The sequence below is a fragment of the Microbacterium testaceum StLB037 genome (assembly GCF_900104345.1).
GTDB classification, from domain to species: domain Bacteria; phylum Actinomycetota; class Actinomycetes; order Actinomycetales; family Microbacteriaceae; genus Microbacterium; species Microbacterium testaceum_A.
The window spans coordinates 108441-132275 of sequence record NZ_FNJN01000005.1 but is presented as its reverse complement, the minus strand read 5'-3'; the positions used below and the strand labels follow the sequence as shown (position 1 = coordinate 132275).

Sequence of the window (23835 nt, the reverse complement as noted above, 5' to 3'; positions counted from 1 at the left end):
GGGGTGAGCGTCGATGCGCGATCGGGGCGAGGCGACGAGCCCTCGACGGGGTGACCGGGCGCGACGCGCGGGGCGCGCTGCGCCGCCGAGCGCGCGGGTCGGCGGGTGGCCGTCGGCCGGGCGAGCGGGAAGCGGGGGCGTCGACGGAGGGCGTGGTGCGCCGCGGCGGGAGTCTGTGCGGTCGGCTTCGACGTGGCCGCCGTCGCCGCCGACGCGAGGATCTGCGTGAACATCCCCGACCACGCGAACATCGCCGCGCACGAGATGGTCTCGAACAGTGCCAGGTTGATGGTCGCCGAAACGAACAGCGTGATCGAGACGATCAGCCAGACGGTCGCGATTCCCGTGCCGATCGCCATTCGCTTGCCGAGGCGGTGGAAGAGGAACGGCGCGCTCAGCAGCAGGGCGAGGAACCCCAGAACCATCGAGCCGGCGACCTTGTCGTGAAGGTCCTTGTCGGTGTTCAGGGGAATGCAGCCCACCAGAGCCAGATTCACGCCCACGACGTTCAGGCAGATGAAGGCCACCGTCGCGGCGCCGCGACGGACGGGACCGCGACCCACGCGTCGCACATCGCGCCGGACGCGGAAAGCGAAGACCACGACGATCATCCCGCTGACCTTGAGCGTGGTGTTGAAGAACGCGCTCGAGAGGTCGCCGAAGATCCCCAGCTGGCTGAAGTGCAGCTGCCACCACAGCGGGTCGCTCGTCGTTGCGATCGACAGCAGCAGTCCGCTGACCAGGACGATCAGGGCCGCCCCGCCGACGTGCATCGTCGGGATCGCGTCGAGGCGGCGCGCGAGGGTGCTCAGACGCGGCACCGGGAGCGAAAAGGGGACAGCGGAGCGGAGCGCGGTGCTCATGTGGGGGATCTTTCCTCAGGACGGAACGAGGATCCCCCCACACCGCGGGACCCTCGGCCCCCGTCGGCTCATTCGGGCAATGAGCCAGGAGAAAGCGTGGTCCTTTGCATCCCCCGGCCTTGACGGAAACCGTCAGGGCACATGGTATCGTTCGCGCCGCCTTTTCAGGAAAGGGCTTGTCTGGGAAATTCCCAGGTCATACGGCCAATTCTTTGTCCCCCATTTGGGGGACAAGGACGCCTCAGGCGCGGTAGGAAATGCCCCATTCCCTGGTCATTTCCGCGCCGGGTTCGAGTCGTTCCAGGTCCGTACCGGTGGCGAAAGCGTTCGCCGGCGCCGTCATCGGCTCGATCGCCACCGCGAGGGACTGCCCGGGGTAGCGGTCGGTCGTGAACACCTGCGCCCAGCGGAACCCGTCGTCCTGCCACAGCTGCACGCGCCGACCGTCGGGGGCGGTGAGGGTGTGGTGCGCCCGGCCGTCGGCATCCCGCTCCCATCCGCGGTAGCCGTTGTCGAGCGAGGCATCGCCGAGACGGCGACCCTCGCGCAGGTCGGTGGCGGCGTCGACCGGCACCTCGTCGACGGGGATGTTGCGGTCGTCGAGGACGAGCGTGGTCGTGCCGGTCGAGTGCACCACCAGATCCTCGGTCGGCACGCCGCCGATCTGGAGATAGGGGTGCACGCCCAGGGCGACGGGGGCGGCCTTCGCCCCGATGTTCTCGATGGCGTGGGTCACGCGCAGACCGTCGGCGCGGAGGGCGTACGTGACCCGCGTGCGCAGGTGGAAGGGGTAGCCGGTCTGCGGCACCACGTCGGCGCCGAGCACGAGGCGATCGTCGGTGTGCTCGATGGCCTGGTAGGTCCCGAAGCGCAGCAGGCCGTGGCTGGCGTTGCCGAACTTCGGCTCGCTGATCGCGAGCTGCAGATCCTCGCCGTCGAAGGAGTACTTGCCGTCGCGTATGCGGTTCGGCCAGGGGACGAGGACGACTCCGGATGCCACGGGCGTGGGCAGGTCGTCGGGGTAGCGCGGTACGAGGTCGACGCCGTCGACCGTCAGCGCGCGAAGGGCGGCACCCACCTGGGCGATCTCGGCGGAGGAGTGCTCGCCGCGGAGGTGGAAGCGGGATCCGGTGGGGTCGGCGGTCATGGCGTGGCCTTTCGCGATCGGCGCGGGCGCTGCAGCCAGGGCTGCAGCATGCGGGTGACCCACGGGAGGACCGCGTAGGTCATGACGGGGGTGAGCATGAGGGTGGTGGCGAGCACGCGCAGCACGAGGGGGATCTCGGCGAACCCGGGCACGAAGCCCAGCAGCCACGACGCCGCGAGGTTCGTCGGGAAGAACCCGACCCAGATCGTCACGGCCTGCTTCCACCGCGGGGGAGCCGCCGGCACCGGCTGCTGGATCGGCTGGGTGCCGGCATCCGTCACCGTCGCCGCTTCGAGGATCGAGCCGTGCGGGGCATCGAACCAGCCCTCGATCCCGGTGCGGCGCTCGCTGCGCTCCTCGCGCGCGAAGGGGCGGCCGGAGTCGAGCCACCACTGGCGCTGCGTGGAGCTCTCCCACTCCTCGAGCGTCGTGATGTCGCGAAAGCGGTACAGCATGTACCAGAGGTCGCTGTCTTCGCCCGCGCGCACCCACCCCGAGCCGAGGAAGCCCGGGAAGGCGGTCGCGAGGTCGGTGCCGGCCTGCATCCAGGAGGTCGCTTCGGCGGTGCGCGTCGGGTCGATGCGCCGCTCGATCGCCACCGTGATGGGGTGGGCGTCGGTGTCTGCCATGCGTCTATCTTCCGTCACGGCGACCCTGGGTCCCTCTCCTGGAAACCTGTCCCGCTCTCGACCACCTCTGTCCCTCTCTCGACGAACCTCGTCCCCCTTTCGGCGGGGTGATGTCCCAAGTAGGGCTGTCTGATGCGCCGCGACAGCGCCAAAAGGGGGACACGGGTCATCCGGGGGCATGGATGCCATTCCCAGGCGCGACCTGTAACGTGGTGCGGTCGGCTCTGGACACCGTGCGTGATGCGCGGATGGGTTTGTGAGTCCAAGGGGCCGATGGACAGGACGCGATCGCGGCCTCGACCATCACTAGTGAATTGGCCCCCGGCCGACGAGAGTCCGGGTATCGCACCGCCACGAGCGGTGTCGCTGTTTCGCGCGAACAGAACCCAGGAAGTTTCTCCATGCCCAAGAACAAGAAGCCCGCCGGCGGCCGCGCCGCCAAGAACTTCGAGCCCCGCTACGGCGCCAAGACCTCGTTCCAGGACCGCAAGCGTCGCCCCGGCACCGAGGCGCCCGCCAAGCCCGGCAGCAAGAGCCCCAGCCACCGCGGTTACCGCCCCGAGGCCGAGGCCACCGCCGACAAGGGCCGCTGGAACGCCGCCGACCGCGCCGGTCGTACCGAAGCCCGAAACATCCGCACCTCCGCCCGGGACGACCGTCCGGCTCGTTCGTTCGACGACCGCCCCGCGCGTTCGTTCGACCGCACTGACCGTCCGGCTCGTTCGTTCGACCGCAACGAGCGCCCGGCGCGTTCGTTCGATCGTGACGAGCGTCCCCGTCGTGACGCCGGTGAGCGTCCCGTGCGGTCGTTCGACCGCAGCGACCGTCCGGCGCGTTCGTTCGGTCGTGACGAGCGTCCCCGTCGTGACACCGGTGAGCGTCCCGCGCGGTCGTTCGACCGCAGCGACCGCCCTGCTCGCTCGTTCGATCGGAGCGAGCGCCCGGCTCGTTCGTTCGACGACCGTCCGGCTCGTTCCTTCGACCGCAACGAGCGCCCGGCTCGTTCGTTCGATCGCGATGAGCGTCCCCGTCGCGATGCCGGTGAGCGTCCCGCCCGCTCCTTCGACCGCAACGACCGTCCCGCGCGTTCGTTCGACCGCAACGAGCGCCCCGCGCGTTCGTTCGATCGTGACGAGCGTCCCCGTCGTGACGCCGGTGAGCGTCCCGCCCGGTCCTTCGACCGCAACGACCGTCCCGCGCGTTCGTTCGACCGCAACGACCGTCCCGCGCGTTCGTTCGATCGTGACGAGCGTCCCCGTCGCGATGCCGGCGAGCGCCCCGCCCGTTCCTTCGACCGCAGTGATCGCCCGGCCCGTTCCTTCGACGACCGCCCGCGCCGCAACGACGGCCCGAGCCGTAGCGATTGGAACAACACCCCGCAGCGCTCCGCCGAGCACGAGCAGCGCGTCGACGTCGTGCACGAGCGCCTGCAGGCCGAGGCCGTGGACGCCGCGACCGTGACCGGTGCAGGCTTCGCCGAGCTGGGCCTGGGCGACAACCTCGTCCGCGCGCTGGCCGGTCTGGGCGCGGCCAGCCCGTTCCCGATCCAGGCGGCCACGGTCGCCCCGATCCTCGAGGGCCGCGACGTCCTCGCCCGCGGCCGCACCGGCTCGGGCAAGACCATCGCTTTCGGTGCGCCGCTGGTCGAGAGCATCCTGCGCTCGCAGGCGGGTCAGCGCCGCGAGTTCGGTCGCGCCCCCAAGGCGATCATCCTCGCCCCCACGCGCGAGCTCGCCCTGCAGATCGACCGCACGGTGCAGGTGCTCGCGCGCAGCGTGGGCCTGTTCACCACCCAGGTCTACGGCGGCGTGCCCCAGGCGCGCCAGGTCGGTGCGCTCAAGAAGGGCGTCGACATCGTCATCGGCACCCCCGGACGCATCGAAGACCTGCTGAACCAGGGCAAGCTCGACCTCTCGCAGGTGCAGGTCGCCGTCCTCGATGAGGCCGACCACATGTGCGAGCTCGGCTTCCTCGAGCCCGTGCAGCGCATCCTCCGCGCGACCAAGAAGGACAGCCAGAAGCTCCTCTTCTCGGCCACGCTCGACCGCGAGGTCGCTGCCCTCGTCGACGAGTTCCTCGTCGAGCCGGCCGTCTACGAGGTCGCCGGCGAGGATCAGGACTCGAGCACCATCGAGCACCGCGTTCTCGTCATCGAGCACCGTGACAAGGCGCAGATCCTCGACTCGCTCGTCGACCGCGAAGGCAAGACCCTCGTCTTCGCCCGCACCCGCGCGTACGCCGAGATGCTCGCCGAGCAGTTCGACGACGCCGGTATCGCGGCGGTGGCGCTGCACGGCGACCTGAACCAGCAGAAGCGCACGCGCAACCTCGAGAAGCTCACCTCGGGTCGCGTCAACGTGCTCGTCGCCACCGACGTCGCCGCCCGCGGCATCCACGTCGACGACATCGACCTGGTCATCCAGGCCGATGCCCCCGACGAGTACAAGACGTACCTGCACCGCTCGGGCCGCACCGGCCGCGCCGGTCGCGCCGGCACCGTGGTCACCCTGATCACGCGCCAGCGTCGTCGTCGCATGACCGAGCTGCTCGACCGGGCCGAGATCCAGGCTCCCTTCGAAGAGACCGCGCTCGGCGACGACGTGCTCGAGGAGCTCTCGGGTCGTCAGCTGTCGAACGTCGACGCGTAACCCGCGTCTCGAAACCCCCGTCGCGACCGCGGCGGGGGTTTCGTGCATCGCGGGCGCGGAGACGCGACGCTCGCGCGAGCCGAGCGGGCACGATGCTGAGCGGGCTGCTCCTGCGTGAGATGTCGGGGAGCGAGGCCCTTAGAAGAGCGTCGGCTCGCTCGCGGGCGCGACGCGCGGACGAGTGGATGCCGAGACCCCGACCGTTCGCACGGGTCCGAGGCTGCTCGCCGGCGCGGTGCGTGCCGCGAGGCCGGGCTGGGGCCGGCCGCGCGGGTGGTCGTCCTCGTCCCACCCGTCCAGCCGGTGCATACGCAGGAGGGGGCGCATGCGTTTGCCGAGCCACGTGCGGTACGCCTTCGGTGCCGAGGTCGAGACACCCGGGTACAGCCCCCGGTACGACGAGACCAGGTGCGGATGCTCGCGCTCGAGCCACTCGAAGAACCACTGCTTCGCGCCGGGCCGCAGGTGGAGTGCGCCGTAGACGACGCGCGCCGCGCCGGCGGCTCGAATGCGGGCCAGGGCGTCGTCGAGCGCCGCGACCGAGTCGGTGAGGTGCGGCATGACGGGCATGAGGAACACCGTCACGCGGAAGCCCGCGGCGGTAGCCGCGCGCACGGTCTCGAGCCTCGCCTCGGCACTCGGGGTCCCGGGCTCGATCGAACGCTGGAGCGCGTCGTCGAAGACCGCGATCGACATGGCCAACGACACCGTGACCTGTTGTGCGGCCTCGGTCAGCAGCGGGAGGTCGCGCCGCAGCAACGTCCCTTTGGTGAGGATCGAGAACGGTGTGCCGTTGTCGGTGAGAGCCCCGACGATGTCGGGCATGAGGCGGTACCGCCCCTCGGCGCGTTGGTAGGGGTCGGTGTTCGTCCCGAGCATCACGGGTTCGCGCGCCCATGACCCCCGGCGCAGCTCGGTGCGCAGTACCTCGGCGACATTCACCTTCACTACGATCTGCGAGTCGAAGTCGGCCCCGTAATCCAGGTCGAGGTACTCGTGCGTTTTCCGAGCGAAGCAGTTGTGGCTGATGACCCCGTTCGCGATGAAGTCTTCGGTACCCGTCGTTATGTCGATCATGTCGATGTCGTAGCCGATGTCTTCGACTTTGACGACCCTCAGGTCCGAGCTGGTCTTGACCGCTGTCCCTGAGACGTCGACCTTGCGGGTGATGGACGGCCGGGCGATATCGAAGAAGCGCTGCCGCGAGGCTAGCCCCCCGCGAAGACGGATGTAGGACACGCCGCTCGGGCGGGCGGGTTCGCGAACAGCATCGAAGTGGAACGCGGCGAGAGCCTCTTCCGTCAGCGAGAGGAGCTCCTCATTCGCATTGCTGATTCGCACGATCCCGCGCGAACTCGAGCCCTCCGCGTCGAAGATGCCCCCGAGGAAGCCCGCCATCCAATCCCGACTTCGTGTGCTCGGTATCGCGGTGTAGTCCTCGATGCGCGCAACATCCCGCATCTTGGCCGTGTGCAGAGCCGTCATGGGTCGGCGATGCGCGGGCACGGGGAAGGGCCGGACCATCGTGACGATGCCGATCTGCTCGAGAAGCTCCTTCGAGAGGTCGAGCGCTTCGCGATCGGCGAGGGCGAGTCGGAACCGGTGAATCGCGCGGACTCGGTTTCCGTCGTCGTAGGTCTTGTGAAGGATCATCGCGTCACCGCGCACCATGCCCGTCAGATACCCCTGGCGCCAGTCGGGACCCATCGCCTGTGCGTAGGGGCGGGCGCCCGTTCCGAAACCTTGCAGACGGTTCGACACCGTGAGGCGAGGGCGCTGTTCGCCCGCGAGGGGCGAGTCGGTGACATGCTTCCACCCGCGTTCCGTCAGGAACCGGTGGTCTGCGCTGCCCTCGATCTCGGTTCCATCAGCGAGGGTGACGCGATGGAGGCGTTTGCGAGTGGTCCATTTCGCGCGAACGGTTGTTCGGACATAATGGCGATATCGCGCTCCCTGCTCGGTGCCGATGATCTCGTCTCCGACGCGGATCTCCGACAGCGGGACCTGGCGGCCGTCCGCTTTCAGGATGAGGGTGTCCGGGGAGAGGCAGTACGAGCACGCATGGCTGCACCCCCGGTAGGGATTCACCGTCCAGTCGAACGGCATGGCCGAGACGCCGGGCACGCGGTTCAACGCGCTCCTGCACAGCACCTCGTGGAATGTCATTCCGGCGAATTCCGGCGTGGTCACCGACCGCACGAGGCCGTCCATGCGCTCCATGCCCGGGAGTGCCGCGGTGTCCTCCACCCCCAGCTGCTGTCCCTGCCATCTCATGCGAACAGTCGAACACATGTTCGACGAATCGGCAACACTGCACCCGAGTCGTTCGCGGAGAGGGTCGAGCACCCGCGACCTCGCCTCCACCCGGGTCGACCGTTCAGGATGCACCCGCGAGAATGGAAGCGTGACCCGCCACGACCCCGAGACTTCGCCCCGCCGCGCCGCGCGCGCGGAGGCCGAGCGACTCGCGACCGCGGCCCTCACCCTTCCCGTCGTTCCCGGTGGCGACGGCTCCGCCGCAGCGCCTCCGACCCGTCGGGCTCTGCGGCGAGACGACGACGCCCCCGAGGCGGGGGAGTCCGAGCCCCGCGGCATCCGTCGACTCGCCCCCGTCCTCCTGCGCCGCCGCCTGGCGGTGGTCGCCGCGGCCGCCGTCGTGGTCGCCGGTTGCGTGGTGGCGATCGGGGCCGCCGCCTCGGGAGGCGGGCCCGACGGGTCCACCGACGCCGTCGCGCAGATCGCCGGCCCCCCGGCGGTCGCGGACGACGGAATCCCCGTGCCGCAGCTCGCGGCCGTCGCCGCCACGGCGACCCCGTGCGACGACCCCGCCTTCACCTCCGCGCTGGCCGCGGGAGACGACGCCGCAGTCATCGACGCGGCGGGGGGCGGGCAGGCGTTCCGCGCAGCGGTGGCATCCGGGATCGCCCCCTGCGTCTCGCTCTCCGACCCGAACCGCGAGTGGCTCGTGGTCAACAAGCAGCGTCCGTACGACCCGGTCGACTACCAGCCCGGCGACCTGGTCATGCCCGCAGACGTCCGCGCCCTCGAGGATTCCGCTCTGCGCGCCCCCGCCGCGCGCGCGCTCACCTCGCTCGTGAAGGCCGCATCCGCCGCCGGCGTCGGTGAGATCGGCTACCTCAGCGCCTACCGCTCGTACACGACGCAGAAGTCGACCTACGCCGGGCGCGTGGCGGTCGGGGGCGTCGCCGAGGCCGATCGCGAGAGCGCGCGGCCCGGCTTCAGCGAGCACCAGTCGGGGATGGCCGTCGACATCGTCCCCTGCAACGGTTCGTGCAAGACGCTCGACGACGTGGCGGCGTCTCCGCAGGGCGCGTGGGTGCGCGATCACGCATGGGAGTTCGGCTTCATCACGCGGTACGCCGAAGGGCGCGAGAGCGTCAGCGGGTACGAGCCCGAAGCGTGGCACCTGCGCTACATCGGTCCCGAGCTCGCCCGGGCCTACCACGAGGGCGGTTTCACGACCCTCGAGGAGTTCTTCGGGCTGCCTGCGGCGCCGACCTACTGACTCAGTTCACGACGCCGCCGCTGCAGGTCTGCTGCGCGGCGCTCGATCCGGTGATGGCGGGCGGGAGGGCGACTGCTCCCGTGTTCGGATCGACCTCGCCGGGCTCCGGCGCGGGGCCCTCCGTCGGCGCCGGCTGTTCTCCGGGGGCCGGCTCGGCGATCACCGTGCCGTCGTTGACCGCCACTCCTCCGGTCACCTCGATCGACCGGTTCTCGCGCAATGCATCCCAGAGCACCTCGGCCGCGGCGTAGTCGGGCGCCACGCGGTTGGCATCCGAGCGGGCCTCGACGGTCGGGTACTGCACGAAGACGATGTCTTCGAAGGGCACGTCCTTCACCGCGGAGGCGACCTGGACGAGGGTCAGGGGGTTCGTGAGGCTCTGCGTCGGCGTGACGTTCCGAAGGCCGGTCGAGGCCAAGCGCAGCACCGTCGAGGGGTTCGACAGCACCTCTTCGCTGACGAGCTTGCGCGCGAGGCGGGACATGTACTGCTGCTGGTTGCTCACGCGGGCCAGGTCGCTGCCGCCCACTCCGTATCGGGTGCGCAGGAACTGCAGCGCCTCGAGGCCCTGGATGGTCCGCGGTCCCGCTTGCCAGTCGATGCCCGTGTTCGCATCGCGCATGTCGCTCGCGAGGCAGATCTCGACGCCGCCGATCGCGTTGGTGATCTCGATGACGCCGCCGAAGGTGACCATCGCGCCGAATTGGATCTGCTGGCCGCTCATATCGGCGATGGCGGTGATCACGCACGAGAGTCCGCCGTACGTGTAGAGCTCGTTGATCTGCAGGGTGCCGCCGCCGAAGCGGCCCCCGTCGGCGGTGTCGCACGCGGGGGCGTCGAAGATGAGGTCGCGCGGGAACGAGACGACCGTGACCTTCCGGGGTTCCTCCGAGATGTGCACGAGGATGTTCACGTCGTTCAGGCGTCCGCCCGCGTCCGCACCCTCGCAGCGGTCACCCAGGAGGGCGATGAGCTCTTCTTCGCACTCGTCGATGCCGACGAGCATCATGTTCACGCCGCCCGAGAGCGCCCCGAGGTCGGGCGGGACGGCCGGCTGATTCTCGACGACCACGGCTTCTTCGACGAAGTCGGCGGTGAGGTCGTACGCCGTGTACGACACGACTCCGATCACCGCGACGGTGCCGACCACCGCGGCGACGGCGAGAAGCTTCGCGAGCTGGCCGAACGGGTTCGGCGAAGGCAAGCGGGCGTGCTGCGCGACGGTGCGACGGCGCCGGGGCATGGCTCCTCCTCGGGTTTCGTCGAGTCTAGGGGGACCGGATGCCGGGACCCCGGCGCGACGACAGGGGGGGGCGAAGCGAGGGTCGCCGTTTTCGGACCCCGTCCAAACTGAACGTTGGTGATGAAACCTCTCTGAGTTATGTTTGTGCAACGCGCGCCACCGATGCCGCGCAGATCGCTCAATTCATCCCCCCGTTTGGAGCGCACGATGGGTCGAACCCTGCGTTCGGTCGCGGCCATTTCCCTGGCCGGACTGTTCACCGTTGCCGGAGCCACAGCCGTTCAGGCTGCCGACGTGGGCGAGGAGGTGACGCCTCCCACACCCATCGAATCCGCGACGGGCCGGTACATCGTGGTCCTCGACGAGGCCCCCGTCGCCACGTACGAGGGCGGCGAGCCGGGCCTCGACGCCACGAAGTCCGACGAGGCGCGGCTCGATGCCGACTCCCCGCAGGCGCGGAAGTACTCCGCCTTCCTCGAGGAGCGTCAGCAGAACGTCGCCGACGAGGCGGGCGTCCGCCCCGATGCCACCTACACGATCGCCGTCAACGGCTTCAGCGCGAGCATGGACCCGAACCAGGCCGCCAAGCTCGCCGCGACCAAGGGCGTGCAGAAGGTCGTCCCCGACGAGATCCGCCACCCGGTCGCCGTCCCCTCGACCGAGTTCCTCGGCCTCGAGGGCGACAACGGTGTCTGGCAGAAGATCGGCGGCATCGGTTCGGCCGGCGAGGGCGTCGTCGTCGGTGTCGTCGACACCGGCATCGCGCCCGAGAACCCCGCCTTCGAGGGCGAGCCGCTGGGCACCACCGCCGGTTCAAAGCCGTACCTCGACGGCAACGACGTCGTCTTCCGCAAGGGCGACGGCACCGACTTCCGCTCCCCGCGCGTGGCCGAGGGCAACGGGTGGTCGCTCTCGGACTACTCGACCAAGCTCGTCGGCGCCCGGTACTTCGACCAGGGTGCCGCCGCCACGGGCTTCACCTTCGAGGCGGACTACCGCTCGCCCCGCGACGGCGACGCGCACGGCTCCCACACCGCCAGCACCGCGGCGGGCAACAACGGAGTCGACGCGAGCGTCGAGGGCATCGACTTCGGTGCGATCTCCGGTGTCGCCCCGGCGGCCAAGGTCGCCGCGTACAAGGCGTGCTGGGCGGGTCCCGACCCGCTCGTCACCACCGACGACGTCTGCGCTCTGAGCGACCTGCTCGGCGCGATCAACGCCGCGGTGTCCGACGGCGTCGACGTCATCAACTATTCGATCGGCGGAGGCGCGGCCACCACCACGCTCTCCCTCGAGGACCAGGCGTTCTTCAACGCCGCCGCGGCCGGCGTCTTCGTCTCGGTCTCGGCCGGCAACTCCGGACCCGGCGCTTCGACCGCCGACCACGCCTCGCCGTGGTACACCACCGTCGCGGCATCCACGATCCCGACCTACGAGGGAACCGTGAAGCTGCCCGACGGGTTCCAGGCCGCGGGAGCATCGGTGTCGGTGCGCGAAGGTCAGGATGTGACGGCACCCGTCGTCTACGCCGGCGACATCGCGGCATCCGGAGCCGATCCCGCGAACGCCGCGCTGTGCCTGATCGGATCGCTCGATCCCGCGAAGGCTGCCGGAAAGATCGTCGTGTGCGATCGCGGTCAGAACGCGCGCATCGAGAAGTCGCAGGCGGTGAAGGATGCCGGTGGCGTGGGCATGATCCTCGTCAACGTCACGCCGGCCTCGGTCGACAACGACTTCCACTCGGTGCCCACCGTGCACATCGACGCGCGCTACCGCGACGCTCTGCTCGCCTACGTGCGCGGGACGGCGGACGCCACCGCGACCCTCGTCGGCGAGAACGTCACGGGCGAGACGACACCGACGCCCCAGGTCGCGGGCTTCTCGAGCCGCGGACCGATGCTCGCCGACGGCAGCGACATCCTCAAGCCCGACGTGTCGGCTCCCGGTGTCGCGATCCTCGCGGCGGCGGCCAACGCGCCCGGCGCCACCCCGACGTTCGAGTTCCTCTCGGGCACGTCGATGTCGTCGCCGCACGTGGCGGGCCTCGGGGCCCTCTACCTGGGCGAGCGCCCGCTGGCGGCTCCGGCCGAGGTGAAGTCCGCGATGATGACCACCGCGTACGACACCGTCGACGTCGAGGGCGCTCCGGCTCAGGACCCGTTCGCGCAGGGCGCGGGCCACGTCGATCCGACGAAGTACTTCGATCCGGGTCTGCTGTACCTGAACGGTCCGGCGGACTGGGCGGCGTTCCTCCAGGGCAAGGGCCTCGAGGACTTCGGCGTCGCCCCGATCGACGGCAGCGACCTGAACCTCGCGTCGATCTCGATCGGCTCGCTCGCGAAGCCGCAGACCATCACGCGCACGGTCACCTCGACGAGGGCCGGGACGTTCTCGGCATCCATCGACGTCCCCGGAGTGGATGCCACGGTCGAGCCGGCCACGCTCGAGTTCGCCGCGGCGGGCGAGCAGAAGACGTTCACCGTGACCTTCTCGCGGACGGACGCGGCTGCGGAGCAGTGGACGAGCGGGTTCCTCACCTGGACCGGCGACGGTACGCAGGTGCGCTCGCCGATCGCGATCCGTCCGGCCACCGCCGAGGCTCCGGCCGAGGTCTCGGGCACCGGCCTGTCGGGATCCACGGCGGTCGAGATCCTTCCGGGCGTGGGCGGCGAGCTGCCGCTGAGCGTGTCGGGTCTCGTGGCCCAGACGCTGCTGGCCGATCCGGACAACCCGGTCGCCGGTCACAGCGGTAACCAGGACTCGGGCGACGCCGACGGATACGTGCGGTGGACCGTCCAGGTGCCCGAGGGTACGACCCTCTCGCGCTTCGACCTGGACTCGTCGGACGACACCGGGAGCGATCTCGACCTGTTCGTATCGCGCGTGGTCAGCCCCGACGACCTGCGGTACTACGAGCGGTTCACCTCCGCGACGGCCTCGGCCGACGAGCGGGTGACACTGACGAACCCCACCCCCGGCACGTACCTGATCGAGGCGAACCTCTACTCCTCGACCGGACCGTTCACGTGGGACATGACCTACGCGAACGTCACCCCCGGCGGCGAGGGACAGCTGACGGCGACGCCGAACCCGATCCCCGTGCAGCAGGGCGCCGCCGTCTCGTACGACCTGTCGTGGCAGGGGCTCGCGCCTCAGACGCGCTACCTCGGTGTCGTGCGGTACGGCGACTCGGACGTGCAGACGGTGCTGACCGTCGACTCGGGCGAGGCTGCTCCGGCCGTGGTCGAGGCTCCGACGGTGTCGGGCACGGCCAAGCTCGGTCGCACCCTGACCGCGACTCCCGGCACGTGGAACCCGGCCGATGTGACCACCGCGTACCAGTGGCTGCGGGACGGAGAGCCCGTGAACGGCGCCACCTCGGCGACGTATCGCGTGCAGCGCGCCGACCTGGGCCGGGTGCTCAGCGTGCGCGTGACGGCGACGGCACCCGCCAACGGTCTGACGGGCACCGCCGACAGCGCCGGCGTGCCGGTCGTCGTGGGCTCGTTCACGACGGTGAGCGTCGACCCGTGGGTCGGTCGCACCGGTGACGCGTACACGCTCACCGTCAAGGTGCGGCCGCTGAGCGGACCCGCGCCCCAGGGCGACGTGACCGTCACGGTGGCGGGCAAGGAGTACGTCGCCACCCTGCAGGACGGGAGGGCCACCATCACCCTCGACCCGCAGACGCGCGGCGTGAAGCTGGTCAAGGCCGTCTACGGCGGCAGCGCGACGGTGGAGGCCTCGCGCGCCAGCAGCGCGTTCATCGTGTTGCGTTAGTCGTCGTCGGACCATCGCGGCGCTCGGGCTTCGGCCCGGGCGCCGCGAGTCGTCTTGTCAGCCCCGCCGCTTCCGCGGCGTGAGCCGCACCGCCGGGAGGGGAGGGGCGGGAATCCGCTCGGGGCCGTGGTCGATCACGGCCCCGAAGCGCGGCGCCTGCGCTTCCCACGCCTCGCGGGCCTCGACGATCTCGTCGTGCGAACGGCCCACGAAGTTCCACCACATGACGATGTCGGCCTCGAACGGCTCCCCGCCCAGCAAGAACACACGGGCGCCCTCTGCACTCCGCAGCTCCAGGTGGTCGCGTCCCTTGCCGAGGTAGACCAGCCGCGACGGATCCACGGATGCCGTGGGCCCGGCCTCGGGCGCGGACCCCGGGCGTCGCGCGGCGTCGGCATCGGTGGCATCCATCCCCGTCACCGCCTCGACGGTGCCCGTCATGCCGGAGACCGCGTACTCCCAGTCGGGGTGCAGAGGGATGCGCACCGTGACACCCGGCGCGAGGCGCAGCTCGGCCCCGACGATGGGCGTGTGGACGGTCGCGGGCGAGGCGACTCCGTCGAGCTCGCCCATCACCACGATCGCGTCGGCCCCGTGGCCCAGATCGAGGACGGGGAGGTCCTCGTGGCGCTCGAAGGCCGGAGCTCCGTGCCGCCGGGTCTCGGGCAGCGCCACCCAGAGCTGCAGGGCGTCGAGGGGGATGGGCCCCTCGCCGACCGAGTACTCGGAGTGCGCGATGCCGGCACCACTCGTCATGAGGTTCAGGGCGCCGGGACGCACGATGACGTCGCTGCCCACGGCATCCCGGTGTCTGACCTCACCGATGATCGGCCACGTCACCGTCTGCAGCCCGATGTGCGGGTGCGGTTCGACGCGCATGAGCGTGTCCTGCGGGCCGAAGCGGTCGAGGAAGCACCACGCGCCGACCATCGGCAGAGCACGGTGGGGGAGGGTGCGGTGGACCTCCATGCCGCGGACGCCTCCCAACGGCACCTCGCGCGCTGCCACGATGAGCGCGCGCGGGCCGTCGCACGCGACCGGACCCTCGGCCTCGGGAGGCTCGACGTCGAGTCGCGTCACGAGGGTTCGCCGGGGCCCGCCGAGTCGGCGGCGTCGTCGTCGTTCGGCCACTCCACGACCAGGCCGGGCACGTCGTGCTCGCGCAGGTAGTGCGCGACGAAGGGGCAGGAGGGAATGACGCTGCCACCACGACGAGCCAGGTCGGAGAGCGCCTCGCTCGCCAGAGCGGAGCCGAGCCCGCGCCCCTTGAACGAGGGGTCGATCTCGGTGTGGGGGAGCACGGTGCGGTCGTCGTCGATCGCGCGGAACTCGAGGAAGCCGCCGAGCTCGTCGCCCACGTGGATCTCGTAGCGGCGGGCGTCGTCGTTGCGGGTCACGGTCAGTTCGTCGGCCATGGGGTCTCCTGTCGTCGGTAACGACAGCAACGTACGTGTGGGGGCGGGTGTTCCGCCATCCCTGCGGCGCCTCTGCCGTCGTTTGCTAGGACGCCTCGCGCGCTCGATGGCGGCGCACGGCGGCGCGGTTGGCGCAGCGCACCGAGCAGTACCGCTGCCGACCGTTGCGCGTGACGTCGACGACGACGTTCGTGCACGGTTCGGCGGCGCACCGGCCGAGCCGGGTCATCCCGCGCGTGACGAGGTGCAGAGAGGTGCCGACCGAGATGACGGCGGCGAGCACGCGGGGGAGCGCCTCGTCGCTGTCGCGGTAATGCAGGTGCCACCCCTCCCCGTCGTGGTCGGTGAGGCGGGGGTAGGCCGTCACGGCCGCCATCTGCGCGTTGAGGAGAGCCGCGCGCGCGTCGGGGTTCGTCTCGTCGACCACGCGGAGCCACTCGTCGATGACGGCGCGGGTGAGCGGATGATCGTCGGATGCCGGGGGGAAGGTCATCGTCATCCCCATCTCTCGGGTGCGCGCCTCGATGCCGCCCCGATCGGCGGGCCACTCGTTGGCGAGGGACGCGGCGAGCAGGACGGCGTACTCCCCGTAAGGGTTGAGATGCATAACGGCATTACATCACGCTGGATCCATGACCGCCCCGCACACGATCCCCCTGGCCCCCTCGGCATCCGTCCACGAACACGCGTGGGTCACGGAGTCGGTCCACCTCACCAGCGACGGGCGCGTGCGGTACGTGCTCTGTGCCGGATGTTCCGTGCGACGCGTCGACGTCGACGCGGCCGCGGTCGTTCCCCCGACCGCACTGACGCGTGAAATCGGCTGACGGCACACCGCGCCGCACGGTAGCGTCGAAGCAGACTGCTGACGGGGGACGCATGCTTGTTCTGAGCCTCATCGCGGCGATCGCGGGCGCGATCCTCGTGCCGGCGATCGCGCTGCACGTCTGGTACGCCATCGGGCTGTCGCGTGTCTTCGCCACGCACGGGGGAGAGCCCTGGCGCGCCTGGATCCCGCTGGTCAACGAGGCCGAGCTGTTCCGCCTGGGGCGGCTGGACCCGGTCCGCGCCGTCCTGCTCGTGGTCCCCGGCGTCAACATCTACGGTCTCGTGCTCAAGGCCACCGCCGCTCACCGCCTCGGCCAGACCGCGGGGCGCGGCGCCGGTACGACCGCCCTCGCGGTGATCTTCCCGCCCGTGTGGGCGACGATCCTCTCGGCACGCCCGCGGACGGATGCCGCGCCTGCCGGCGACGTCGCCGACGAGAGCCCGATTGTCCTGAGCGAGACGGCATCCGGTCCGATCACCACCATCCCCGGTACGAGCGCGGCCGAGGTCGCGACCGCGGGACGGCGACGTTCGACCGCCGTCGCGGCTGAGTCGGTCGCGGTGCCGGTGCTGCCCGGTCCGGTCGACATCGATGACGAGGTCGAGCACACGTCCCTTCACCCGTCGCGGCGGCCCGCTGCGGAGGCGGCCGCCGTGGACGCCGCGGAGTCGGGTGTCGCGCCCGCGGGGCCTCAGGTGCCCGCGGCTGCTCCGGGCGGCGAGCCGCCGCTGACGCGCGCCCCCGCGACGCCGATCGCAGCCGCGGCCCTCGACACCGGCGCTGCCGGGGTGGTTCCTCCCGCCGCCTCGCGGGCCTCGGCGCCCGTGAGCGCGTCGGCGGAGGTAGCGCAGGGCGCTCCGGCGGAGACCCCTGCTCCCGAGCCGGACGCGGACCCCGCGTCGACGGCGGCGGCTTCGCCGTCCCCCGCCGCCGCCGTGCCGCCCGCCGAGGCCGGACAGCGGGCTTCCTCGGCTCCGGACACGACCCCCGCCGTCGACGACACCGGCGTCGACCGGGTGGGCGAGACGACGGATGCCACGGCGGCTCCCCGAACAGACGGTGACGCCGCCCCCGCTGCCCCCATCGACGAGCTGACGCAGACAGCGCGCCCGCGCTCGCGGCGACGGGGGGAATGGACCCTGGCCCTCCCCGACGGCAACCAGGTCGCGTTGACCAGCCGCACCGTGATCCTCGGACGCAAGCCCGGCAGCGGAGAAGACGCGGTGCAGTACGTCGCGGTCGCCGACGACACGCGCACGATGTCGAAGCAGCATGCGCGCCTCGAGTGGACCGTCACCGGCTGGAGCATCACCGACCTCGACTCGACGAACGGCGTGACACTCATCCACGACGACGGGCGTACCGAACGGGTCGGCGGCGGGGCGACCGCGATCGCGACCTCGCGCTTCCGCCTCGGTGACGCGAACATCGAGTTGCGGCCGGCATCGGTGGCCTGAGCGCTCGGTCCGCGACGGTGTCGCCGTTCGCTGAGCCGTCGCGCTGTTCGCGCTGACGGCCGGCGCCGGATCTCCACGCTGACGGGCTGCCGGCGCGGCGCGGGCGCTGGCTACTCCTGCTCGTCTGGCCCGTAGAGGCCGCGGCCCGTGGGTGCTGCGCGGCGGGGAGCTGTCTCTTCGCGGCGACGGCTGACGTAGATCGCCAGAGCCCCGATCGCGCCGAGGGCGATCAACCCGGCGACGCCGATCCCGGTCGCGGTCGTGATGGCCGCGGCATCCGGTCCGGGTCCGATGACCACGGCGACGGCCTCGGGCGTGGCGCTCGGCGAGGCGGAGGGGCTCGCGGCCACGAAGGGGCTCTTCGGACCGCGCAGGCCGGTACCCGGAACCATCACGATCGCGTCGTAGGGCTGCACGACGCCCCACCCCGAGACGTTGGAGCGGGTGTCGGGCTGCGCGCGGACGGCGGTCGCCTCGAGCCGGTATGCCCACTGCGCGGGGGTTTCGGAGGGATGAGCGGATGCCACGAGCGCCGCGGCCGCAGAGACGTACGCCGTCGCCCAGCTGGTCGCCGGCTCGTCAGCGCCGACGACGCAGTCGCCTCCGAGCGGCCACGACGAGGCGATGGCCTGGCCGGGCGCGGACAGGCTCACGTGGGGGCCGTGGATGCTCGCCGTGGTGACGACTCCCTCCGACCCGACCGCGGCGACGCCGATGACTCCGGAGAAGCCCGCCGGGTAGCGCGCTCCGTCCTTGTCATCCTGCTCGGGGGAGTCGTTGTTCGTCCGGTTGCCGGCGCTGGCGACGACCAGACTGCCGCGCTGCTGCGCATAGGCCACGGCATCCGCGAGGGTGGCGTTCTTCTCGCTCGTGCTGATCGAGACGTTGATGATCTGCGCGCCCTGGTCGGCGGCGTAACGAATTCCCTCAGCCAACCGTGCGGTGTTCGGCCCGAAGCCCGCCTCGACGAGCTGCTTCTCGACACCGGCGTAGACACGAACGGGCAGGATCTTCGCGTCGGGGGCCAGGCCTTCGACGCCTGAGCCGGAGATCAGCTGGGCTGCGATCTGGCCCGCGATCACCGTGCCGTGCGCGTAGTTGTCGGTGCGCCCCGCCCCATCGGTGCCGTCGGGCACGAGGTTGACGCCCGGGAGCACGATCCCGTCGAGGTGGGGATTCGCGGCGACACCCGAGTCGACGATGGCGACGGTGACACCCGCCCCCTTGGTGAGCGGCCAGGCCGACGAGCTCTGCAGCGAGGAGAGAGCCGCCGGGGTCTCGGGGACCCGCGTGGAGGCCGTGCACTGGCTCTGCGTGGTCGCCGCCACGACGGTTTTCGAGGGTCCGGCGGCGGACGCGGGGGAGGGGATCCCGATCAGCAGGATCCCCGCGGCAGCCGCGACGGCGGCCACTCGCGCGGCGCGTGAGCGCAGGGTCACTTCGTCTCCGGCGTCTGCTGCGCGGCGCTCTCACTGAGGGAGGGACCGGTACGCAGGAGCGCGGTCCACCCGTCGGGGATCGAGCCGACGTCGTTCGTCGAGTAGCCGAGGCGGGCGATGGTGTCGTCGGTCGCTCCCGGGAGCGGGAAGGCCGTGCCCGTGGCATCCACCAGCGTCAGGATGCTCGTGTTGTCGTCACCGCGGCCTCCCGCTCGGACGAGAGCCCCGTGGCTGGGGTCGACGCGCACGCCCGCGGTGACGGCCGTGGATGACGGTTGCGTGGCGAGGGTCGTCGTGGCCTGGCCCTCGCCGCCGGTGAGCACAGCGCAGGGGCGCTGGCCGGCGGCGACGGTCTCGAAGCCGACGGGGGGCCACTCGTCGCCGAGACCCTGCTTGGCTGTGGCGAGCCCGCGGATCTCGTCGGCCGTCACCTCGGTGACCTTGCCCTTCAGCGCTTCGCCGCTGCCGAGCTGGTAGAGCTGCCATGCGAGGGGCGAGAGCGATTCGAGCACTCCGCCGGTCTGCACGAGGAAGCGCTCGTCTTCGGGGGCGCCCGCCTGACGGATGACCTGGCCGACGCGCAGGGACGTGTTCGCCACGGGCTGGCCGTAGTTCTTCAGAGTGATCGGGGTGAGCGCCGTGCCGGCGGTGAAGAGATCGAGCCAGGATGCCGGGACGGTCACGGGCGACAGCGAAGAGATCCCGGCTGCGCGCAGCACCGCGTCGGCGACCTCGCTCGACACGGCGAAGCTGCGGCCGCCCTGCACGACGTGGAGGATGCCGTCCACCGACACGACGACGGCGCGGTCGGTGGCGGGGGTCGGGCCCGCGGCGGACGAGATGCGCACATCGAGACCGGCGTCGTCGGACACGCAGGCGCTCCAGCCGGTGTTGATGAGGCCCGACACCGGGGGCAGCTCGTCGGGCGCGCCGGTGATACCGAGGGTGTCGCCGACGGGGGTTCCGCCGAGGGTGGACGAGTCGGTCGAGATCACGCCGTACTCGTTCGCCGGGAGCAACAGCCGGGCGCTGGCGGTGTTGATCACGGGGTGGAGCACGCCGTCGACCGTGACGAAGCGGGCGCCCGTGTCGGAGACGAGGACGAGCTTGCCGTTCTCCCAGCCGGTGGGCAGGCCGGGGCGGATGAGGCCGTAGAAGACGCCGACGAGCACCACGATGATCGTGAGCGCGATCGCGGCGATGACCGCCCGCAGGGGCGAACTCGGCTGAAGCTCTTTGCCTCCCGGGGCGCCGCTGACGAACGCGGTGAGGAGGCGTCGGCGCGAGAAGTTCTGCGCCTCGATCAGATCGCCTTTGGTGGCCATGCGTCAGGCCAGACCGGACGAGATGACCGCGAGGGGCAGGAGAGCGGCCAGCACGAGGAGCTCGGCCGTGTCGGCGAGACGGATCAGCCGCAGCCGCGTCTTGGGGGCGAGCAGCGTGACGGTGACGACGCAGACGGTGGCCACCGCGAGCACGACCAGGATGCCGACGCGCAGGCCCGGCTGCGCGAGCGAGGCCACGACCCCGGCGACGACGAGCCCGATGATGCCGGTCGCCATGACGGTCAGTACTCCGGAACGAGCGAAGGTCTGGCGCGAGGGGAACATCATGCCCGCGAAGGCGAGAGCGCACACGAGGGCGCCGGTCGCGTTCTGCGCTGCGACGAGAGGCGTCGCCACGAGGACCGCCGCGGCGAGGGCGAGGCGCAGGCCGATCAGGATGCGCTTGCCCTGGGCGACGCGGGCGGCGATGTCGTCGGCGTCGATCGGCTGGGGGTCGGCGAACATCTCGGCGTCGCTCTGGGGGGAGACGACCCGCAGTCGGGTCGTTCCGAGAGCGAGCCATGGCAGCGCGCCGCCGAGGGTGGCGATGACGCCGACCATGAGCGTCCAGACGGCGGCCGCCGGGAAGAACGCGGCGAGGGTTCCGGTGACCCCGATCGCGCCTCCTGCGACGAGGGGCGCGAGCTGGAGCTCGGCGCGGTCGCGGGTGAGGGCGAGCGAGACGCCCGCGATGAGGAATGCGCCACCGCCTGCCGCGGCCATCGGCCATCCCCACATGGTGAGCGAGGCCGGGACGGCGATGAAGCCCGCGACGGCAGCGAAGATGGATGCCGCCATCCCCAGCCCCTGACCGGCTTCACGCTGGCCGAGTCGCGACACGACGGCCGAGACGACGAGCAGGACGACGGCCCCGCCGCCCGCGACGAGGGCGCCGAAGGGAAGGGCGCGGCCGGCGGCGAGGAGGAGGACCGCGCAGACGCCGAGGAGCGCCAGGCTGACCGCGAGGGCCGTGCGCGCGTTGTCGCGCGTGGTCCACGGGCGATTCTGCTGGGTGGTGGCGTCGATCACGGCCTCGACGATGTCGTCGTAGACGCGCGGTTGCGCGACGAGCCCGCCGCGGACGAGGGTGAGGACTTCGCCGTCGACGATGCCCTGCGCGGCGGCCCCGCGCGAGGGGTCGACGCTGGTTCCGTCGGAGCGCTGGAGCGCGTAACCCGCCGAGGTCATCGACGGGTCGAGCACGCCGAGGGACCGGGCGAAGCCCGGCAGGAACTCGATGACCGGCACCTGCGCGGGAATCGCGATGTCGAGTCGGCGTCCCTCGCTCTGCACCGACAACCGCAGCAATGCTCGTGTCGCATTCATGACGTCAGCCATCTGCGGCCCCCTCTTTCCGGACCGAAGCCCCCTGCGGTCAGACCCCGAAATCCTATCGGTGGGTCAGGGGTCGGATGTCAGTGGAAACGCGCCGCCGACGCGCGATCGGCGGAAACGTAGTCGTCCGCGATCGAGTCGGTGGCGTTCGAAATGCGCTGGAGCACGTCGCGCATCTGCTCGAGCGTGGCGCTCCACTGCTGCTGGGCGTTGTTGTACGCCGCCTGCGCCGCGCCCTCCCACTGTCCCCGCAGACGAGTGACCTCGCTGTCGAGACCGCTCAGGGTCGAGTCGATTCGCGCACTCTCGGAGCGGAGTCGAGCAGCCGCAGCGTGCAGCGACTCAGGGGTGACGCGGAAGTCGCTCATGATTGGCCTCCCAGCATCGTTCCGAGACCATGGATGGTCGTGCGGTGTTCTTCTTCGACGGCTTCTTGGTCGCGGGCCGTGGCCTGAAGCGCGGCGCTGAGGGTGATGAGCACGTCGTTCAGCTTCCGCGCTCCCGCCGTCCACTCCTCGACGAGGATGCCGTAGGAGCTTGCTGCGTCGCCCGACCAGTTGCCGCGCAACTCGTCGAGTTCCGCGAGCACACGCCTGGTGCTGTCGGCGATGTCGGCGTGAGCGCCGTTCACCACCTCGGAGCCCCGGGCAAGGGCTCCCTCTTCCGCGGAAATGCGGTCAGACATGTCGTCTTCTCCTGTCGGAACAGTTTGGTGTGGGCGCCGGACAGCATTTCGCTGCACGGGACGTAGCTGAGGGTGACATCTAAACCGTTCTATGTTCGGTCGTCGAATTCAAGGTGGATTTTGTCAACAGTTCACGTCTTCCCTGGCAGGGAGCGGAGTCGTTCGCGCGTGCGGGCCAGGCCGAACCCGTGAGCGACCGACGAAGCGGCGTGCTCGTGATCTGGTCACGACACGACCCCCTTCTTGTCCTTGCGCCGCTGAAGGACGATGACTGCGATGGTGACAGCGGCGGCGAACAAAACAAGGGCGACGATTCCGACGACGATCCAGGGGACCACCGAAGAGATGTCGAATCCCTGCTGCGGCACGTCATCCAGGGTCTTGTCGAAACTCCGCCCTCGCGTGGCGGGGACGAAGCCGTCCGTCCGCGCCGTCGAGATCTGCTCGGCCGTGGGGAAGCCGGCGGCTTTCTCCATCAGCGGCGTCTCATCGGGGTAGGACGATGGGTCATTTTCGAGAAGAGTGGGCAACCAGGCCGCGCCGTAACCGTAGCCGTCGCTCGACTGCACACGCTCCTTTACTTCACCGTTGGTCGTTGCGATCAGGGAGTGCACGAGCTGATTGCCCGTGGCCTCGGGGTACTTCTGTGCGGCCAGTGCGAGCATGGCGGCGACGATCGGCGCCGAGTTCGAAGACCCCGTGCGGGCGGCCGTGCCGTTCCAGTCGCCGAGGACGCCTACTGATGGAAGGTCGAATCCCGCGGCGACCACTGTGGTCTGCGGCAACGCGAGGGGTTGCCCTGCCTCGGACTGGAGATTGCCGTTCTCGTCGATAGCAGTCACACCGACGACCCCATTCATCGCGTCGTAGCCCTTTTTGTAATCGACGAGCCCTTGGCTCGGATTGGGCGTCGCTGCGACGATGGCGACTCCGCGAGCTAAAGCGTAAGCGATGACCGGGCCGTCGTTCGCATACGCAGTCGCGCCTACGGATGTCGTGATGATTTTGGCACCGTCATCGACCGCTGTCTTGACTGCGTATCCGAAGACCGAAATGTCGTCCGTGGTGTTCGGATCGCATATCGGGCCCCCGTCATCGGGACCATAGCCGTAGAATGTTACATCTGCGTCGGGGGCAATACCTCGGACCGACCCGCCACCCGTACCGTTGCCGATGATGAGCGCGGCCATGGCGGTCCCGTGGAGAGAACTCTTCGTGGCGTCGTTCGACACGGGGTTCGTCGGAACTTTGCAGAGCTGCGTGGTGGAAACCTTGAGATCGCGACCAGCGAAGACAGGGAGATCCGGGTTTATCTGCTCGTCGATGACCGCGACCTTCACCCCGGCCCCCGTGATGCCGGCCGCGTGGGCAGTGTCGACTCCGTATTGCGCCCACCAACGCCCCAAAGTGTCCTCGCCCGCAGCTTGGGCCGTGGAGGACACGGCGGCAGCAGGCAGCGCGGTGGCGATCGCCACCGCGACTAAGAGCCCGACCCGGAGACGCCGTCTTCTGTC

The 23835-nt window shown here is 70.6% G+C and carries 18 protein-coding genes and 1 pseudogene; 5 read left to right on the top strand and 14 right to left on the bottom strand.

Annotated features, from left to right (window positions below):
- Positions 1-239: 239 nt before the first annotated feature.
- The 3 genes and pseudogenes from BLS25_RS17185 to BLS25_RS11990 all read right to left on the bottom strand — a co-directional run.
- Positions 240-773, bottom strand: a pseudogene (locus tag BLS25_RS17185) (DUF998 domain-containing protein); the annotation flags it as partial.
- Between the two features lie 331 nt (positions 774-1104).
- The gene (locus BLS25_RS11995; protein ID WP_074696029.1) at positions 1105-2010 is read right to left on the bottom strand and encodes an aldose 1-epimerase family protein; all 906 of its coding nucleotides are present in this window, start codon (positions 2008-2010) and stop codon (positions 1105-1107) included.
- On the bottom strand, positions 2007-2639 hold the full coding sequence (locus tag BLS25_RS11990; RefSeq protein ID WP_074696026.1) for an antibiotic biosynthesis monooxygenase: 633 nt from the start codon (positions 2637-2639) through the stop codon (positions 2007-2009). The genes BLS25_RS11995 and BLS25_RS11990 overlap by 4 nt, the downstream gene beginning before the upstream one ends.
- Positions 2640-3040: 401 nt before the next feature.
- Between BLS25_RS11990 and BLS25_RS11985 the strand changes: the two genes are divergently transcribed.
- Entirely contained in the window at positions 3041-5287 is a 2247-nt protein-coding gene (locus BLS25_RS11985; protein WP_074696024.1) for a DEAD/DEAH box helicase, read from the top strand.
- Positions 5288-5425: 138 nt separating this feature from the next.
- On the opposite strand, the gene BLS25_RS11980 is transcribed toward BLS25_RS11985, so the two are convergent.
- Positions 5426-7561 (bottom strand): intein-containing Rv2578c family radical SAM protein, encoded by a 2136-nt coding sequence (locus BLS25_RS11980; RefSeq protein WP_218128180.1) that lies wholly within the window; start codon positions 7559-7561, stop codon positions 5426-5428.
- 130 nt (positions 7562-7691) lie between these two features.
- Here BLS25_RS11980 and BLS25_RS11975 point away from each other — a divergent pair, with 130 nt between their 5' ends.
- A complete protein-coding gene (locus BLS25_RS11975; protein WP_143017939.1) occupies positions 7692-8813 on the top strand; it encodes a M15 family metallopeptidase in 1122 nt (373 codons plus the stop codon).
- A gap of 1 nt (position 8814) precedes the next feature.
- Here the strand turns inward: BLS25_RS11975 and BLS25_RS11970 are convergent, their stop codons facing one another.
- A complete protein-coding gene (locus BLS25_RS11970; RefSeq protein WP_074696019.1) occupies positions 8815-10056 on the bottom strand; it encodes an LCP family protein in 1242 nt (413 codons plus the stop codon).
- 207 nt (positions 10057-10263) lie between these two features.
- Here BLS25_RS11970 and BLS25_RS11965 point away from each other — a divergent pair, with 207 nt between their 5' ends.
- A complete protein-coding gene (locus BLS25_RS11965; RefSeq protein ID WP_074696016.1) occupies positions 10264-13836 on the top strand; it encodes a S8 family serine peptidase in 3573 nt (1190 codons plus the stop codon).
- A gap of 57 nt (positions 13837-13893) precedes the next feature.
- Here BLS25_RS11965 and BLS25_RS11960 read toward each other — a convergent pair whose 3' ends face one another.
- The 3 genes from BLS25_RS11960 to BLS25_RS11950 all read right to left on the bottom strand — a co-directional run bounded on the left by BLS25_RS11960 (position 13894) and on the right by BLS25_RS11950 (position 15858).
- Complete coding sequence (locus BLS25_RS11960; RefSeq protein WP_074696014.1) at positions 13894-14916, bottom strand: pirin family protein; 1023 nt, start codon at positions 14914-14916, stop codon at positions 13894-13896.
- The gene (locus tag BLS25_RS11955; protein WP_074696011.1) at positions 14913-15251 is read right to left on the bottom strand and encodes a GNAT family N-acetyltransferase; all 339 of its coding nucleotides are present in this window, start codon (positions 15249-15251) and stop codon (positions 14913-14915) included. The genes BLS25_RS11960 and BLS25_RS11955 overlap by 4 nt, the downstream gene beginning before the upstream one ends.
- A gap of 85 nt (positions 15252-15336) precedes the next feature.
- Positions 15337-15858, bottom strand: a complete 522-nt coding sequence (locus tag BLS25_RS11950; RefSeq protein ID WP_074696009.1) for a CGNR zinc finger domain-containing protein — start codon at positions 15856-15858, stop codon at positions 15337-15339.
- A gap of 25 nt (positions 15859-15883) precedes the next feature.
- On the opposite strand from BLS25_RS11950, the gene BLS25_RS16705 reads away from it, so the two are divergent.
- Both BLS25_RS16705 and BLS25_RS11940 read left to right on the top strand, forming a co-directional pair.
- Positions 15884-16078 carry a hypothetical protein gene (locus BLS25_RS16705; protein WP_056225850.1) on the top strand — a complete coding sequence of 65 codons (195 nt, stop codon included), beginning with the start codon at positions 15884-15886 and terminating at the stop codon, positions 16076-16078.
- Positions 16079-16130: 52 nt separating this feature from the next.
- Positions 16131-17537: an FHA domain-containing protein gene (locus BLS25_RS11940; RefSeq protein ID WP_074696006.1), complete on the top strand. Its 1407-nt coding sequence runs from the start codon at positions 16131-16133 to the stop codon at positions 17535-17537.
- Positions 17538-17647: 110 nt separating this feature from the next.
- Here the strand turns inward: BLS25_RS11940 and BLS25_RS11935 are convergent, their stop codons facing one another.
- From BLS25_RS11935 to BLS25_RS11910, 6 genes are all read right to left on the bottom strand, one after another.
- Positions 17648-18976, bottom strand: a complete 1329-nt coding sequence (locus BLS25_RS11935) for a S8 family serine peptidase (RefSeq protein ID WP_081349810.1) — start codon at positions 18974-18976, stop codon at positions 17648-17650.
- The gene (gene eccB / locus BLS25_RS11930) at positions 18973-20301 is read right to left on the bottom strand and encodes a type VII secretion protein EccB (RefSeq protein ID WP_074696001.1); all 1329 of its coding nucleotides are present in this window, start codon (positions 20299-20301) and stop codon (positions 18973-18975) included. Before eccB ends, BLS25_RS11935 begins: the two co-directional genes overlap by 4 nt.
- 3 nt (positions 20302-20304) lie before the next feature.
- Entirely contained in the window at positions 20305-21639 is a 1335-nt protein-coding gene (gene eccD / locus BLS25_RS11925) for a type VII secretion integral membrane protein EccD (RefSeq protein ID WP_056225862.1), read from the bottom strand.
- Positions 21640-21716: 77 nt separating this feature from the next.
- Positions 21717-22004, bottom strand: a complete 288-nt coding sequence (locus BLS25_RS11920) for a WXG100 family type VII secretion target (RefSeq protein ID WP_056225865.1) — start codon at positions 22002-22004, stop codon at positions 21717-21719.
- Positions 22001-22321: a WXG100 family type VII secretion target gene (locus BLS25_RS11915; protein WP_074695998.1), complete on the bottom strand. Its 321-nt coding sequence runs from the start codon at positions 22319-22321 to the stop codon at positions 22001-22003. Before BLS25_RS11915 ends, BLS25_RS11920 begins: the two co-directional genes overlap by 4 nt.
- 224 nt (positions 22322-22545) lie before the next feature.
- Positions 22546-23796, bottom strand: coding sequence for a S8 family serine peptidase (locus tag BLS25_RS11910; RefSeq protein WP_176786367.1), 1251 nt, complete (start codon positions 23794-23796; stop codon positions 22546-22548).
- Positions 23797-23835 lie beyond the last annotated feature (39 nt).